This window comes from Burkholderia sp. Ax-1719, assembly GCF_011753055.1.
Taxonomy (GTDB): Bacteria; Pseudomonadota; Gammaproteobacteria; order Burkholderiales; family Burkholderiaceae; genus Paraburkholderia.
This window is the reverse complement of the sequence record NZ_VWWJ01000001.1, coordinates 446,986-460,904: the sequence shown is the minus strand read 5'-3', so window position 1 is coordinate 460,904 and position 13,919 is coordinate 446,986. Positions and strand designations below refer to the sequence as shown.

The window sequence follows — 13,919 nt, the reverse complement described above, 5'->3', positions numbered from 1 at the left end:
ATTTCATGCCGCAAGCGTTTGTCTATCAGGCACAGCCTGGCCGCGTCGTGTTTGGCGCTGGCGCCCTGCAACAACTCGAAGCCGAACTCGACGCACTCGGTGCCCGTCGCGCCCTCGTACTGTCCACGCCAGAGCAGCGCCCCGGCGCCGAAGCGATCGCCCGCCGCTTAGGTGAGCGCTCTGCCGGCGTGTTCGACCGGGCGGTCATGCACGTGCCCATCGAAACCGCCCGCGAAGCCCGCGAGGTAGCGCGCGAGCGCGGCGCCGACTGCGCCATCGCCCTGGGAGGCGGCTCCACCATCGGCCTGGGCAAGGCCATTGCGCTGGATAGCGGCCTGCCGATCCTGGCCGTGCCGACCACCTACGCCGGCAGCGAAATGACGCCCATCTATGGCATCACGCAGGACGGCGAGAAGCGCACTGGCATCGATGCGCGCGTGCTGCCTCGCACCGTGATCTATGACCCCGAGCTCACACTCACACTGCCAGTGGAGATGTCCGTGACCAGCGGCATCAACGCCATCGCCCATGCGGCGGAGGGGCTTTACGCGGCCAACGCGAACCCGATCACGAGTCTGATGGCGCTCGAAGGCATTCGTGCGTTGGCCGTCGGGCTGCCCGGCATTCACGCGAATCCGCTCGATATCGAAGCGCGTGGCTCGGCTTTGTATGGGGCATGGCTATGCGGCACGGTGCTGGCCAACGGCGGGATGGCGCTGCACCACAAGCTGTGTCACACGCTGGGCGGCAGCTTCAACCTTCCACATGCGCAGACGCATACCGTCGTGCTGCCCTACGTGCTGGACTTCAACGCCCCCTGTGCGGAAGACGCCATGCGCCGCATGGCCGCAGCACTGGGCACGCCAAACAGCGCGGCAGCCGCTGTGTGGGACCTGGCCCATCTCAACGGCGCGCCCACCTCGCTGCGCGCACTGGGCATGACTGAAGCCGACCTCGATCGCGCGGCCGACATCGCCACGGAGCGGCCGTACTGGAACCCGCGCCCGCTCGATCGGGTGGCCGTGCGCGCCCTGCTGCAGGCGGCATTCGATGGCGCCAGACCGGCCTGACCCAGGTCGCCGATTCACGGGACCGCGAGCGGCGCTTTACATAAATACATGCAAGGAGACACGATGATGTCGAATCAACAACACAACCCTGCCGATGACGTGCAGGCGTTCTATGACGTGGCCGTCATCGGCTATGGCCCAACCGGTCTGGTGGCGGCTTCTCTGCTGGGCCAGGCGGGTTACCGTGTGGTGGTGGTCGAACGCTGGCCCACCATGTATGGCCTGCCGCGCCTGACGCATATCGACGGCGAAACTGCCCGCATCGTCCAGGCCTGCGGCGACATCGATCAGGCCATGCGCGATTCGCTTGCGCTGCATACCTACCACTACGTCAACGCCGCCGGAGAGTTGCTGCTCGAACTGGAGTGGAAGGGCAAGCAATGCGGCTACACGGCGCACAATTCCATCTATCAGCCCGACATCGAGGACGCCATTCACGACCGCGTCGCTACGCTGCCGAATGTCGAGTTGCTGCGCGGCTGGGAAGCCGTGTTCCTCAAACAGACCGACGACGGGGTCACGGTGGCGATTCAGCGCACCAACACCGCAAAGGATGGCGCGCAGGCGGCGAAAGACGGCCAATGGGCTGAGCCGGCGAAATCCTTCGGCGCCCGCTACGTGATCGGCGCAGACGGCGCCAACAGCTTCGTGCGCCGCAGCCTCGGCATCGAGCGCAACGACTTTGGCCACAAGCACCGCTGGCTCAATCTCGACTCGGAGAATATCTCCGACGCCGCCGAACGCTTCAAGCTGCTGACCATCTTCTGCGACCCGGCCCGCGGCCACATGTACATGCCGATCGGCGACAACCGCACGCGCTTCGAAGTGCGCCTGCTGGATGGCGAAAGCATCGAGGAATGGGAAGACCCGGCCACGGGCTGGCGCTGGCTGCGGGAGAAGTACGGCGTCGGTCCCGAAGACTTCAAATTCCTGCGCAACGTGGTCTATACGTTCCAGACCCGCATGGCTGAGCGCTGGCGCGAAGGCAATGTGCTGCTAGGCGGAGACGCCGCCCACGCGATGATGCCGTACATGGGTCAAGGCGCTTGCTCCGGTATGCGCGACGGCATCAATCTCGCCTGGAAGCTGGATCTGGTTCTGAGCGGCCGCGCATCGGCCGCCCTGCTGGACAGCTACGAAGCGGAGCGCCGGCCGCACGCGCAGCAGATCATGGAGATGTCGTTATTTCTCGGCCAGGTGACGAACGAAGACGACCTGCAGAAAGCCGCCGCCCGCGATGAGGCCTTCCGTGCTCGCGCCATGCCGCCGATGCCGCCCTTTCCGAAGGTCGAGAACGGCGTGGTGCACCACGAGGCCGATGGCAGCCTGCTCGCCTCTACCGGGATGCCCGGGCCGCAGGCACGCGTACGACGCGGGAATTGCGAGGGCAGGCTCGACGAGGTGGTGGGCAATGGCTTTCTGCTGGTCGCGCACGCAGACCCGATGCCATTCCTCAACCCTGGCCAGCGCGCGTTTCTGACTCAACTCGGCTGCCGCGTCGTGGTGTTGTCCGACGATGAGCAGGTGTCCGGCGCAGTGATCGAACTGGATGATGAGATGTCCGGCTTTATGGCTCAGCATGGTATCGGCGCGTACATTGGCCGACCGGACTTCGTGATCTTCGGCTCGGTGCCGCACGTGAGCGAACTGGCGGCGCTGGTCGACGATCTGCGCCTGAAATTGCACTGGATCGAGGACGAGCAACGCAACGACGCTCCCCAACATTCGTCGAAGGAGCGCGCAGCATGAACGACGCACTCACTTCCGCCACGCTCGCTTACCAGCGCGCGATGCCGATGACCCGCCTGCTGGACTGCGGCATGGAATTCGCCGATGCCCAGGCGTTGTTTCAGCGCACCAGCGCCGGCGAGCAATGGGACCAGGTGGCCGAAACGCTCGCGCAGGCCCAGCTCGATCGGGCAGCGCAGGCTGCCGATGCGGGTTGCCGCGTGACCGCCACCGAGGCCCAGGCGGCTGCGCTTGCCGATCTGCTCTTCGCGCAGATGGCGTTCAACCACGACAATGCGCGCAAGCGCGCGCTCTACGATCAACTGGTTGGCGCGACTCGACGCCTGTGCGATTGGTCCGAGGGCCGCATGACGCGTGTCGAAGTGCCTTTCGAGCAAAGCCAGCTGGTCGGCTGGCTGATGCGGCCGCGTTCGCAGCGGGCAGCTGGCACCGTGCTGGTGTTTGGCGGCCAGAGCGGCTGGGGCGTGGCCTACCTGCCAATCGCCCGCGCACTGGCCAGACGCGGACTCGCTACGTTGCTGGCCGAAGGACCTGGCCAGGGCGAGACGCGTATGCATCAAGGCGTGCATGTCGACGTGAACCTGGAGGCCGCATATAGCCAGTTCATCAGCTTCATTCTGAACGACGCGTCGCTGGGGCAACCGGGCATCTGGGGCAACAGCGTGGGCGGACTGTGGGCGGCCCGCACCGCGGCAGCCGATGCCCGCATTCGTGCCTGCTGTGTCAACGGCGGTCTGGCGAAGCCGACACTTCTGCCCTTTCGCACGTTTGCCGAACAGGCGGCCGCCATGCTGGGTACCGACAACGAGGACGCAATCCGCAGAAACTTTGAACGCATGAGTTTTCGCCCCGAGCGCGATCGCATTGCCTGCCCTGTGCTCGTGCTGCACGGCGGCGCCGATCCACTCGTGAAGCTGGAAGATCAGCGCCCCTTCCTCGACGCAGCGGACAGCGCCGACACCACCCTGCGAATCTGGGAGGACGGCGAGCACACGATCTATAACCACGCTGCCGAGCGCACCGCCTTCGTGGCGGACTGGTTTGCCAGCAGGCTTGGAGGCGGTCGGGCTTGAAGCGCCACAAGACACCGACGCGAACGCCACCACCAATCCTTCAGAGAGGGAAATCGAGGTGAAAGAGGCCAAAGAAGGCGAAGGGTTGCGCTAAGCCCGTCATGCCGGTACAATTCGCGCCGCGGGGTGGAGCAGTCTGGCAGCTCGTCGGGCTCATAACCCGAAGGTCGTAGGTTCAAATCCTACCCCCGCAACCAATTCCAGCATGACGTCAGTATCAAAGAACCCGCTTAGGCGGGTTTTTGCGTTTCTGGGCCTTTGAGCGCTTCTTGCGCTTGCCGCTCGAAAGTCCGAGCGCGATTGTGGTGATGGCGAACAACGTCACGAATCGGTCAGTGACAAGGCCGTCAAAGAATGGCTTTTGATCCGGATTTCAAGGGACAAATCGCAAGGGACATACCACGGTAGAACGACACTCAGTCACTGCGGTGCAAGAGAATCGCTCGAACGATTTTGCCCACTTCGGTTTCCGGCAGATTGCGCTCCGCCGGATTCAGCAGCCAGCGGCGCAACAGTCCGCTCAGCGTGGCATGAATAACGCGCGCGCCTGTGTGCGCGTCAAATGAAGGCGGCAAACGGGCATCCGCCATTGCGCGGCGTAACCACTCCTCGAAGCGATTTTCCGAGTCGCGGCACGCCCGCTCGACGCGCTCGAAGAGCTGCGCCGCCTCCGCAGCATTTTCGAACAGGTGATAGACCAGCGCATACATGCGCACAGTGTGAGGCGCATCCGTTGCTTCACGCCAGCAGCGCCTGATCTCCGCAATCAGCCCTTCGATAGAAAAGTCCTTGCGCAACGCAAGGTTCACCATAAACGGATCGAGCGGCCGCACGGCTGCCTCGAAAACCGCGTCGAGCAACACAACCTTGTTGGTGAAGTGTCCATACACCGCACCCCGCGTCACGCCTGCATGCTTTGCAATATCGGCGAGCGTCGCACCGGGAAACCCTTTTTCGTAGAACACGAATGCGGCTGCCTCTAGAAGCGACGCTCGTGTGGCAAGCGCCTGTTCGCGCGTACGCTTCACAGCCTCTTCCCTCAATGATATGGCTCGCAAGAATCGAAGGCGCATGACCTGAAGGTCATGCATCGATCCGCTGCGTCAGTCGACATGCGGACGCGAAGCTGCGTTCGCATCCGCCGCGATAGGTGCGGTGGGTGTGATAGGTGCGGCGGCCTCAGTCCAGCCGCCGCCCAGAACGCGATACAGATCCACCGTATTGCTCATGCGCGACAGCCGGATCTTGATGAGATTCTGCTGCGCGTCATAAAGCGAACGCTGATTCACCAGCACATCCAGGTAGCCATCCACACCCTGCCGGTAGCGCTCGTCGGACAGGTCGTAGGCCGACTGGCTCGCCTGAACCAGTTCACGCTGCGCGCTTTCCTCCTGCGCCCAGGTCGCGCGTCCGTCGAGCGCATCCGAGACCTCGCGGAACGCCGTCTGGATTGTCTTCTGGTACGTTGCGACCGCGATATCGCGATTCACCTTCGCGACCGCCAGATTGGCGCTGTTGCGGCCATAGTCGAAGATCGGCATGGAGATCGACGGCCCAAACGACCACGCCGCGCTGCCCGGATTGAACAGATCGCTCAAGGAAGCGCTGGTGGTGCCGCCGCTCGCGGTCAGCGCAATACGCGGGAAAAAGGCCGCACGCGCAGCGCCGATATTCGCGTTCTGCGCCAGCAACTGATGCTCCGCCGACATGATGTCGGGGCGACGCGTGAGCAGATCGGAAGGCAATCCGGCGGGCAGATTTTCATTGAGCCTGATCGCAACGAGTGCTTCGGGCGCGACGAGATCGGCGTCCAGCGGCGCACCCACCAGCAACGTCAGCGCATTGACGTCCTGCTTCACCTGCCGCTCATACTGCGCGAGATTGACTTGCGCGGTATGCACGGATGTCTGCGCCTGCCGCAGATCGAGCAGCGATGCCACGCCGTTGCGATAGCTCGATTCCGTGATCTTCAGCGAGGCCTGCTGGTTCAGCAAGGTATTCGCCGTCAGCACCTTGAGCGCCTGATCGGCCTGCAGGGTCAGCCAGGCATTCGCCACTTCCGCAATCAGGCTGATCTGCGTGGCCTTGCGCGTTTCGGCGGTGGCCAGATAGCTTTGCAGCGCCTGCACCGACAAGCTGCGAACGCGTCCGAACAGATCCAGCTCGTACGACGCCACGCCGCCCACGCTGTAGCTGCGCGTCACCCCCGCCTGCCCCGTTGTCGACACATCGGCAGGCAGACGCTGGAGCGAGCCGCTTGCGCTGGCCGAAAGCGTCGGCAGCAGATCGGCGCGCTGGATGCGGTACTGCGCACGCGCCGATTCGATGTCGAGAATCGCTACGCGCAGATCGCGGTTGTTCGCCAGCGCCAGGCCGATCAGCTTTTGCAAACGCGCATCGGTGTAATAGTCGCGCCAGTCGATATCGGCGGCCAGCGGCGCATTCGCCTGCGTTTGCGCCGTTACATCGTACTGCGATGCAACCGATGGCTCGGGCCGCTGGTACTTCGGAATCATCGTGCAGCCGGCCGCTATCACGAGTGCGGGCAAAACCGCCAGTTTCAGGGTCTTCATGCATCCACCTCTTCGGTCACATCGGCGTCTTCGGCCTGCGCGGACTTGCGGCGCGCGAAGAAGCCCGTGACCAGTACATAGAACATCGGCACGAAGAAAATCGCCAGGAAGGTCGCGGTCAACATGCCGCCCATCACGCCCGTGCCGACCGAGTGCTGGCTGCCCGAACCCGCGCCGTGCGAGATCGCCAGCGGCAACACGCCGAGTACGAACGCCATCGACGTCATGATGATCGGCCGCAGGCGCATCCGTGCCGCGTGCACCGCCGCTTTCGCGAGCGGCATGCCTTCGCGCTCGTAGAGATCCTTGGCGAATTCGACGATCAGAATCGCGTTCTTCGCGGACAGCCCGACCGTGGTGAGCAGGCCCACCTGGAAGAACACATCGTTGGTGAGACCGCGTGCGAGCGTTGCGACCACCGCGCCGATCACGCCGAGTGGCACGACCATCAGGACTGAAAATGGCACCGACCAGCTTTCGTACAACGCCGCGAGACACAGGAACACGATCAGGATCGACAGCGCATAGAGCGCTGGCGCCTGCGAACCCGAGAGTTTCTCTTCATACGACAGGCCCGTCACCGCCACGCTGAATCCCTTCGGCAATTGCGCTGCGATCTTCTGCACTTCAGCCATCGCTTCGCCCGAGCTATGTCCCTGCGCAGGCTGACCCTGCAATTCGACTGCCGAAATGCCGTTGTAACGCTCAAGCTTCGGCGAGCCGAATTCCCAGTGACTATCCGCGACCGCCGAGAACGGCACCATCTGATTCTGCCCGTTGCGCAGATACCAGCGGTTCAGATCCTCCGGGCTCATCCGCGAGCCAGGCATACCCTGCACATAGACCTTTTTCACACGGCCGCGATCGACGAAGTCATTCACGTATTGCGAACCCCAGGCGGCGGTCATGGTGTCGTTGATATCGGCAATGCTCACGTCGAGCGCACGGGCCTTTTCGTCGTCGATATCGACGTGGAATTGCGGCTCGTCGTTCATGCCGTTCGGACGCACATTCACCAGCAGCGGGTCTTGAGCCGCAAGCTGCAGGAATTGATTGCGCGCCGCCATCAAGGCTGTATGTCCCTGGCCGGTATCATCCTGCAGATAAATATCGAAGCCCTGCGCATTGCCGAGTTCGAGCACTGCCGGCGGCACGATCGGAATCACCATGCCATCCTTGATCTTCGAAAACGCGCCATGCGCACGCTGCGCCAGTTCGGCCACGCCTGTGTGCTCGCCCGTACGCTCCTCCCACGGCTTGAGTCGCACGAATGCAAGCGCGGAATTCTGGCCGCGTCCGGCGAAATTGAATCCGTTGACCGTGAATACATCCGAAACCACGCCGGATTCGTCTTTCAGCAGATAGTTGCGCACCTGGGTCAGTACATCTTCCGTGCGTTCCGCCGATGCATTACCCGGCATCTGCACCTGCACGAACATCAGGCTCTGATCTTCGTCGGGCAAGAAGGCCGTGGGAATGCGGGTGAAAAGCGTGCCCATGCTCACCACGATCACGGCATAGATGAAGAGATAACGCCCCTTCCTGCCGAGAATCGACGCCACCGCGCCTTCATAGCGCGCTGCGCCACGATCGAACGTGCGATTGAACCAGCCGAAAAAACCCTTCTTTTCGTGGTGTCCGCCGTGTACCGGCTTGAGAATCGTCGCGCACAGCGCAGGCGTAAACACCAGCGCGACCAGCACCGAAAGCGCCATTGCGGAAACGATCGTGATCGAGAACTGGCGATAGATTACGCCCGTGGAGCCGCCGAAGAACGCCATCGGCAGGAACACGGCGGAAAGCACCAGCGCAATGCCAACGAGCGCGCCCTGGATCTGCCCCATCGACTTCTTGGTCGCTTCCCTGGGGCTCAGCCCCTCTTCGGCCATCACGCGTTCGACGTTTTCGACTACCACGATCGCATCGTCCACCAGCAGGCCGATCGCCAGCACCATGCCGAACATCGTCAGCGTATTGATCGTGAAGCCGCAGGCCGACAGCACGCCAAAGGTGCCCAGCAGCACCACCGGCACGGCCATCGTCGGTATCAACGTTGCACGAATGTTCTGCAAAAACAGATACATCACGAGAAACACCAGCACGATGCCTTCCAGCAGCGTCTTCACCACCTCATGGATCGACGCATGCACGACCGGCGACGTGTCGTACGGAATCACGATCTTGACGCCCGGCGGCAGCAGCGGCTCCTTCTCCTTGAGCAGCGTCTTGACCGCCTGCACCGTTTCCAGCAGGTTTGCACCCGTGGCCAGACGCAGCGCGATGCCGGCAGAAGGCTTGCCGTCGTAGAGGCTGGAAATCGAGTAGTTTTCCGGCCCGAGGCTCACGGTAGCGACATCGCCCAGGCGAACCTGCGATCCGTCCGTGTTGACCTTGACGAGAATATTGCGGAATTCATCGGCGGTACGTAGACGCACCTTGCCGATCACCGTGGCATTCAACTGCACGCCACCGCGCGCGGGCAAACCGCCAAGCTGTCCTGAAGAAACCTGTACGTTCTGCGACTGGATCGCAGTCGTCACGTCCTGCGGCGTGAGTGAGTAACTATCGAGCTTTGCCGGATCGAGCCAGATGCGCATGGCGTACTGCGAACCCATCAGCAGATAATCGCCCACGCCCTTGGTGCGTAGAATCGGGTCCTGCAGATTCGAAGCCAGGAAATTGCCGAGGTCGCCCACCGACATCTTGCCGTCTTCGGACACCAGCGCCACCACCATCATGAAGTTGATCTGATACTTCACGACGCGAATACCCTGCTGCTGCACTTCCTGCGGCAACAGCGGCGTGGCGAGCGATAGCTTGTTCTGCACCTGCACCTGGGCGATGTCGGGGTTGGTGCCCTGATCGAAGGTCGCGATGATGGTCATGCTGCCGTCGGCATCGCTTTCCGACGACATGTAACGCAGGCCGTCGAGCCCGTTGAGCTGCTGCTCGATCGGCTGCACGACCGTATCCTGCACGGTTTGCGCCGAAGCCCCCGGATACGTCACCTGAATCGACACGGCAGGCGCGGCGATATTCGGATACTGGTTGACCGGCAACGAGCGGATCGCCAGATAGCCCGCCAGCATGATGATGATGGCGATGACCCATGCAAACACGGGCCGTTTGATAAAGAACTGGGACATGACCGCTCCGCCTAGCTACCGTTGGACTGCGCGGCGGCAGACGTTGATTGCGTTGTTTCCGCTGTTTGCCTGGTCTCCAGCCCCAGATCGACGTGCACGTTCGACGCGGGCTTCGCCACCACCTTCATGCCGGGCTGAAGACGCTGCACGCCTTCGGTTACAACACGCTCGCCGGCCTGCAAACCTTCGTTCACGAGCCACGTGTTGCCAACGGTGCGGTCCACCTTGATCGGCTTCTGCTGCACGGTGCTGTCCGCGTTCACTACCCAGACTACCGGCTTGCCGGTCGTATCACGCGACACGCCCTGCTGCGGCACGAGAATCGCCGCGTTGCGCGTCCCTTCGTCCAGCGACGCGCGCACGAACATCCCGGGCAGCAGTTCGTGATCGGGATTCGGGAATTCGGCGCGCACGGTGACGGAGCCGGTGCCTTGATCGACCGTGACCTCGGAGAACTTGAGCGCGCCCGATTGGGCATAGGCCGTGCCGTCCTCCATCGCCAGACCGACGCTCGCGTCTCCCGAACCCGTCGTGTGCAACTGCCCGCTCTTGAGTTCCTTGCGCAACCGCAGCAAATCGGTGGACGATTGCGTGACGTCCACGTAGATCGGATCAAGTTGAGTGATGACGGCGAGTGCCTGTGTCTGGCCGCTCGTGACCAGTGCGCCTTCGGTGATGGTGGAACGACCAATGCGCCCGGAAATGGGTGCATAGACGCGCGTGTAGTCCAGATTGACCTTGGCGGTTTCCACATCGGCCTGTGCCTGCCGGTATGCGGACATGGCGTCGTCGTATTGCTGACGGCTCACGGCATTGTCTGCCACGAGTTTCGCGTCGCGTTCAGCAAGGTTTTGCGCCGACATCAGTACGGCTTGCGCCTTGTCGTAGGCCGCGCGGTACGGCGCGTCGTCGATCTGATAGAGCTGCTGACCCTGACGAACGTCCGCACCCTCCGTGAACAGACGCTGTTTGATGACGCCGTTCACCTGAGGCCGTACTTCCGCCACGCGCCAGGCATTGGTGCGCCCCGGTAGCATGGCCTTCAACGTGACGGGTTGCTCGGCCAGCGTGACCACGCCCACTTCGGTCATCGGTGCGGCGGCTTGCTGCGGCTTGTCACATCCCGCCAGCACGAACGCTCCCGCCACCGAACAGGCAATCAGCAGAGTACGCGTCGCCAGCGCGCCACGGCTTTCCGAGGCCGCGCTTCGACGGTGATTCATTTCGCTATCCATATTAATTTCATCGACTCCATGCGCCCCGCCCGACATCATCGGACCAGCGCAATTCTTAGGACCATTCCCGGCAATCAAAGCACTCACACCTTCGTCAACGGATCATTCACGCACATATTCAACACTCGTTGAATTTTGCGGATGATAGGGGTTTGCCGCGCAAGCTGTCAACCGGCGCACACGAAAAGCACCGTTGATGACCTGCAACGTTAGAAGTCGATGTCAGGATTTGAAGGGGCGATGTTGACATTTGAGTGCCATTCACCCAGAATGAGAATATTCAACACACGTTGAATATAGTGTCGAAGCAAGCCCGTTACGGGCCGCTCAGGCTCGATCAAGGCATCTGCATTGGGGAATTCTGGTGAACCAACTCGAAGCGATTCGCACCTTTCTTGGAGTCGTGCGTTCGGGGAGCATCGCCAGCGCGGCAACAAAGCTGAACGTCTCCAGTACGATGCTCAGCCGTCATGTGAAAGTGCTGGAAACACAGCTTGGTACGCGGCTGTTTTCACGCAGCACGCGCAGCGTGTCGCTCACCGAGGTCGGCCAGTTGTATTTCGAGCGCATGAGCAAGCTCATCGACGATCTGGACGATTGCGAGCGCTCGCTTGCCAGCCTCGCGCATCAGCCTGTCGGCAAGCTGCGCATCGTGGCGCCTGCATTCTTTTCATGGCGCCACCTGGCGGCCTGGCTGCATCAATACAACCGACAGTTTCCACAGGTACGCATCGCGCTGGATCTCGTCGATCAGCCGTTCGATCTCATCAACGATGGCTACGATGTCGCGCTCGTCGACACGGCCACGCTGTCCTCGACCAGCGTCATTGCGCGGCAGTTATGGGACGAGCCGCTGATTGCGTGTGCGTCGCCCGAGTACCTCGCGCGTTGCGGCACGCCTGCTCGTCCGGGCGAACTGGTCAATCACGAGTACATTGCGATGGCCGCGCGGCATGCCGCGACCGGCGATGTGCAGCTGGAAGGCCCCGAAGGGCGCTTCCGGCTCGAACAGAAACCCGCGATGCTGGTCAACAACATCGACGCGCTCATGCAGATGATCCGGGCAGGCGTCGGAATAGGTTTTGTTCCTATGGCGATCGCCCGTGAGGATATTGCGGAAGGGGTATTGAATGTGGTGTTGCCCGCTTACGCGACACCGCCAGTGTCCATCAGTGTCGTGTATCCAAGCCGCGAGCATCTGCCCGCCAAGGTGCGGACGTTTATCGATCATCTCGTGGCGTCGGCGCACGGACTGCGCGAATCCATTCGTGCAGAATCCGTGGAGGACGTGGCGACCATACGATCAGTCGCGACGGCCGCTCACTTTCCCACCGAGCAACGCGTGCGCACGCCGCGCGCGGGCGCTAACGGAAAATACCAAGCGCAATTTCAAGCACAGACTGCCTGAATGCCTCAGGTTCATTGGGCAAATTGGAAAACTTCGACAGCACGTGGCTATAAGACACGGCATTGCTGATCGCATTCACCATCATGTAGTGCATCAAATCGGGATCGTGCGGCTTGAGCTTGCCCGCCTCCATCGCATCGACTAGCAGCGGGACGAATGCGTTGCGATACGGTCGCATCAAACCTTCGATCAGCACATTCAGACGCTCGCCCTGCTCCGTGGTCGCCGTCGAGAAAAACATGCCGATATAGCGGTCTTCCAGGACAAAATCGATGAAGAGAGTCAGCGCCTGCTTGATGCGCTCGCGCGCCGACATGCGTGCGGACTGCAGTTGCTCCGTGGCTTCGATCAACGGGCTGAGCTGTTGGGAAAGTTGCTCCACCACCGCTTTCCACAAGCCTTCCTTCGACCCGAAATGATGCGACATGAGCGCTGGATCGACGCTCGCGAGTCGCGCAATTTCACGCACACTCGTGCCTTCGTAACCTTGCGTCGCGAACATCTGACGAGCGCCGCGAAGCAGCGAATCGAAGCCACTCAGCGCGCTGCCTGCAGGACGCCCTCTGCTACGCTTTTCACCTGGCGATCTGGATCGCCCGTTTGAGGCAGCCATGTTGAACGGATTCTCTGAAGTTCATATGCCCGCGAGTATAGCAATGCGAATTCCCGAGTCTCCGTCAACGCTTGAGCGAAAGCACGAATTGCCGCACGCCTGACCTCACGTCGCTTCTCTGCCAACGTGACCGAAGTGATTCTGCAGCTGTCGCTCTATTGTCCGGAAGCGGCCACGGGTGCCTGAGCGACGTCAGACGCACCTGTAGCAACGGACGCGGACGGCGTCTGGGCAACAGTAGCCTGGTTCGCCAGATTCCGGATCTCCTGAGAGCAGTCATCCGAAGGGACGACATGTGCTCGAGCCAACAGTGTTTGCAGCCCGTTGATCTTTCGCTGATCTTCAAGCAATAGCGCCTGGCATTGCGCCTGCACCCGCTCCAACCCCTGGCGATCCAGAATTGATTGGAGATGCTGGGCCATCTGCCCTCGGTCTTCCACGTTCGGCACCTGGAGGCCGAGCACTTTCAAACTCTCCAGAACCGCTGGTTGGCACGCGCCGGTGTAGTTCAACACCTGATCGCAGACTTGCGGCAGGACCCACGTGGGAGCGCGCTGGGTCTGGGTGGACCACAACTCTTGCACGGCTGGCGCCCGTTGAACGTAGCTGACCTCGCCGTGATGCACCGGGTGTTTGCGCATCCGCACACGATGAATATTTCTGCGGCCGCCCGAGTGGGCCGTCACCTCTCGTTTGCGTTTCGCGCGTTCCTCGTGTTCGGTGCGCTGCTCGTGTTTCGAGCGCTCGAAGTGTCGTAGATGCTCAGGCCTTCGGTGTTCGTGTGACCGCGCCATAACCATCGGATGACGGGATGGCTGAGCGTGGTGCACCTGAACGTTATGAACTTGCGCGCCGGGATTAACCTTGGTCTGCGCAATAGCATTGGCTACCTGAGCCACCAACGAACATCCCACGATCACCACCACTGCGTTAATTCCCGTTCTTTTCCTGCTGTAATCCACTCCCCATCCTCTCATTCCTTGGGCACAGCTATCTGTTAACGGCAATATAGGGTCGGCCTTTAATGGGTTGCCCGGTCGCCAGCACGCGTC

General features: G+C 61.9%; 10 protein-coding genes and 1 tRNA gene. 5 read left to right on the top strand and 6 right to left on the bottom strand.

The genetic code is table 11. From position 1 onward, the window contains the following. Positions 1–5: 5 nt before the first annotated feature. The 4 genes from F3J17_RS01985 to F3J17_RS01970 all read left to right on the top strand — a co-directional run bounded on the left by F3J17_RS01985 (position 6) and on the right by F3J17_RS01970 (position 4,089). Positions 6–1,070 carry a maleylacetate reductase gene (locus tag F3J17_RS01985; RefSeq protein ID WP_167053270.1) on the top strand — a complete coding sequence of 355 codons (1,065 nt, stop codon included), beginning with the start codon at positions 6–8 and terminating at the stop codon, positions 1,068–1,070. A 63-nt stretch (positions 1,071–1,133) separates the two neighbouring features. Next, a complete protein-coding gene (locus F3J17_RS01980) occupies positions 1,134–2,819 on the top strand; it encodes a bifunctional 3-(3-hydroxy-phenyl)propionate/3-hydroxycinnamic acid hydroxylase (protein ID WP_240160717.1) in 1,686 nt (561 codons plus the stop codon). Then, positions 2,816–3,892: an alpha/beta hydrolase gene (locus F3J17_RS01975; RefSeq protein ID WP_167053267.1), complete on the top strand. Its 1,077-nt coding sequence runs from the start codon at positions 2,816–2,818 to the stop codon at positions 3,890–3,892. Before F3J17_RS01980 ends, F3J17_RS01975 begins: the two co-directional genes overlap by 4 nt. Before the next feature lie 120 nt (positions 3,893–4,012). After that, positions 4,013–4,089: transfer RNA gene (locus F3J17_RS01970), tRNA-Met, on the top strand. Positions 4,090–4,308: 219 nt separating this feature from the next. On the opposite strand, the gene F3J17_RS01965 is transcribed toward F3J17_RS01970, so the two are convergent. The 4 genes from F3J17_RS01965 to F3J17_RS01950 all read right to left on the bottom strand — a co-directional run bounded on the left by F3J17_RS01965 (position 4,309) and on the right by F3J17_RS01950 (position 10,834). Continuing rightward, the gene (locus F3J17_RS01965) at positions 4,309–4,920 is read right to left on the bottom strand and encodes a TetR family transcriptional regulator (RefSeq protein ID WP_167053265.1); all 612 of its coding nucleotides are present in this window, start codon (positions 4,918–4,920) and stop codon (positions 4,309–4,311) included. Between the two features lie 75 nt (positions 4,921–4,995). Further along, positions 4,996–6,465, bottom strand: a complete 1,470-nt coding sequence (locus F3J17_RS01960) for an efflux transporter outer membrane subunit (protein ID WP_167053264.1) — start codon at positions 6,463–6,465, stop codon at positions 4,996–4,998. Beyond that, positions 6,462–9,611 (bottom strand): efflux RND transporter permease subunit, encoded by a 3,150-nt coding sequence (locus F3J17_RS01955; RefSeq protein WP_167053262.1) that lies wholly within the window; start codon positions 9,609–9,611, stop codon positions 6,462–6,464. The genes F3J17_RS01960 and F3J17_RS01955 overlap by 4 nt, the downstream gene beginning before the upstream one ends. Positions 9,612–9,622: 11 nt before the next feature. Beyond that, complete coding sequence (locus F3J17_RS01950; RefSeq protein WP_167053260.1) at positions 9,623–10,834, bottom strand: efflux RND transporter periplasmic adaptor subunit; 1,212 nt, start codon at positions 10,832–10,834, stop codon at positions 9,623–9,625. A gap of 376 nt (positions 10,835–11,210) precedes the next feature. Between F3J17_RS01950 and F3J17_RS01945 the strand changes: the two genes are divergently transcribed. Continuing rightward, positions 11,211–12,254, top strand: a complete 1,044-nt coding sequence (locus tag F3J17_RS01945; protein WP_167053259.1) for a LysR family transcriptional regulator — start codon at positions 11,211–11,213, stop codon at positions 12,252–12,254. Here F3J17_RS01945 and F3J17_RS01940 read toward each other — a convergent pair. Together F3J17_RS01940 and F3J17_RS01935 are read right to left on the bottom strand one after the other, a co-directional pair. Then, complete coding sequence (locus F3J17_RS01940) at positions 12,211–12,867, bottom strand: TetR/AcrR family transcriptional regulator (RefSeq protein ID WP_167053257.1); 657 nt, start codon at positions 12,865–12,867, stop codon at positions 12,211–12,213. The genes F3J17_RS01945 and F3J17_RS01940 overlap by 44 nt on opposite strands. 155 nt (positions 12,868–13,022) lie before the next feature. Then, positions 13,023–13,829 (bottom strand): hypothetical protein, encoded by an 807-nt coding sequence (locus F3J17_RS01935; RefSeq protein ID WP_167053255.1) that lies wholly within the window; start codon positions 13,827–13,829, stop codon positions 13,023–13,025. Positions 13,830–13,919: the final 90 nt, after the last annotated feature.

Excerpts from the sequence above, each read along its gene's own strand:
- F3J17_RS01955 (WP_167053262.1), bottom strand. The coding sequence starts at position 9,611 with ATGTCCCAGTTCTTTATCAAACGGCCCGTGTTTGCATGGGTCATCGCC.
- F3J17_RS01960 (WP_167053264.1), bottom strand. The coding sequence starts at position 6,465 with ATGAAGACCCTGAAACTGGCGGTTTTGCCCGCACTCGTGATAGCGGCC.
- F3J17_RS01940 (WP_167053257.1), bottom strand. The coding sequence starts at position 12,867 with ATGGCTGCCTCAAACGGGCGATCCAGATCGCCAGGTGAAAAGCGTAGC.
- F3J17_RS01975 (WP_167053267.1), top strand. The coding sequence starts at position 2,816 with ATGAACGACGCACTCACTTCCGCCACGCTCGCTTACCAGCGCGCGATG.
- F3J17_RS01985 (WP_167053270.1), top strand. The coding sequence starts at position 6 with ATGCCGCAAGCGTTTGTCTATCAGGCACAGCCTGGCCGCGTCGTGTTT.
- F3J17_RS01980 (WP_240160717.1), top strand. The coding sequence starts at position 1,134 with ATGATGTCGAATCAACAACACAACCCTGCCGATGACGTGCAGGCGTTC.
- F3J17_RS01950 (WP_167053260.1), bottom strand. The coding sequence starts at position 10,834 with ATGAATCACCGTCGAAGCGCGGCCTCGGAAAGCCGTGGCGCGCTGGCG.